The following is a 2,018-nucleotide window of genomic DNA, read 5'->3' on the forward strand; positions in this document are numbered from 1 at the left end:
GTGGAATACAACGGCGAGTGGTGTCTGAACCCAGAATTGACCAAGCAAGGCGGCAATGTAGACACCCCAGCGCTGGATACTTATGCCGATGACCAGATCTGTTTCTATGTGAGTGGGGAGGGATACGAGAGCAGGCAAATAGGTTGCGTAACGATAGAACATGACGGGGACCGAGCGTCTGTCAGGCTGGCTGCCTGCATCGTTGCGTGTTTCTTCAATAAGTCGTTGACGCTGACCTACACCGTTCGATTCCCCAACAGTGAAGAACCGCAGCCGTCACCCGAACAGGTGGTCAGCGTATCGGTTCCGCAGTTCCCCCACCCTGGGATTGAAGAGGCAACGAACGGCATTCTGGACCTCAGGACATTCCTAGGCGACGCCATGGCTACTGTGCCGGTATGGGCCTATATCGAGTGCGCGAAAGCCTGCTGGATGTGGATCGTGGGTGAATATGAGGACGGTAGTGATTATCGGCTGGATATTCTCTCGGGCGTGCCCGTGACAGATGACTGGAAGACCCATGGAGTCGGCGCTGCTGTATTGCGGGCAGAGCTGCAAAAGCTGGCGGATTGCAGCAGTTTTGAACTGCATTTTTCAGCGACCTTTTGTGATGCCGATGATTTGGCAGAGGCTCATGCATTCCCGGCCCAAGCATTTGAAATCGAGCAAGAGGCTCTGGTCCTGCCTGCGCCTGAAGTTGTCGAAGCGGTGGGCTCTGATTTGACTGCCTGGAATGGGCGTAACGGTGTACAGGTCAAAGTGGATTACGTCGGCAACAACCCCAAGCACTCCATCAGTCTTTGCTGGAAAAAGGCGGACGGTACTTGCTGGCCGCTGGCTTCCAAACCGGGGACTACAGCGGGCGCTGTGATCTTTGAGCTGCCGGCGGAAGCGGTGATCGAAAGCATGGGTAAAACAGTGCCAATCACCTATACCGTGAATACAGCGTGCAAGGTGCAGACCTCGCCGCCTTTGAACTTGAAGATCAGTCTGCCAACGCGCCTGGAAACGCCGAATATTTTGCAGGCGGTACCGCCCAGGACTCAGAACGCCGTGCTGGACCTGAAAACCTTTGCTGGCAACGCCAGCTCCCTTGAAGACCCGATGTGGTTCTTGCGGGCGGGGCAGAAGTGCTGGTTGCGTGGAACAGGGACGGCGAGGAATGGTAATCCACACGCTTTCATTGTCTACGCAGCCAGAACGATTACCGAGGCAGAAGTGACAGCTGGGGTTGCGAGCCCCGTATTACGTTCCGAATTGAATAAGCTGATGGATAACACCAGTATCACCCTGACATTCAGCGTTGCGACGAATGGCGGCTCGTTGGCAAACGTAACATGCCCAGAGCGTGTGCTTCTGGTAAAGCAGGCCATTGCCATCATTGAAGAAAGGTTTGTAGGCCAGACCACGCACACCTATACGCAGGGAGGCATCGTCGACACTCCTACTATGAAGGTGACATTCGTTTCAGGTCCGAATCGCGCGGGAATTGTGCCCTACGGCAATGATCAATATTACTCTGGACAGAGTTATGTGATGTGTCAGAACGTCCCCCATTCCGTACCGCCGCAAAAACATCGTTTTGATTTTAAACACAAACTTGAATCCATAAAGTTTGCTTGGGTATGGAAGCAAAACCCGGGGCAGGTGACATTTTATGACGAGCATCATCGAGTGCTTGCGGTACATAATTATCCTGAGGAAAACAAAGGAGGATTCTGGGTTGAGTACTCACCCCCCCCTGGTCAGGTAATTTCAAGCATGGAGGTTACGGTTGAGGATTATTCGTTCATCGATAACTTTACGATGAGTTACCGGCTTTAGCGGTTGACTGAGTCTAGATAATAAGAATGCCCGTTTTCATGCGGGCATTCTGGTTGTTGGGTATTGGCTCGTTTGGCTCACTTCGGCCCTAATATCTTCACCAACTTATCCGGCGAAGGCGCCCCCTGCTGTTGCTGCAACCCACCCTTGTCATCCAGGTAGAAAATCGCCGGGGTGGCGGAATTGGAGGGGCT

General features: G+C 53.3%; 1 protein-coding gene. It reads left to right on the forward strand.

All coding sequences use genetic code 11. The features are described from left to right. Positions 1-1,824 (forward strand): hypothetical protein (locus tag AOA60_RS32595; protein ID WP_158235019.1); only part of this gene is annotated, 1,824 nt, incomplete at its 5' end. Between the last annotated feature and the right edge of the window lie 194 nt (positions 1,825-2,018).

It is taken from the genome of Pseudomonas sp. 2822-17 (assembly GCF_002742485.1).
In the GTDB taxonomy this organism is placed as follows: domain Bacteria; phylum Pseudomonadota; class Gammaproteobacteria; order Pseudomonadales; family Pseudomonadaceae; genus Aquipseudomonas; species Aquipseudomonas cyclaminis.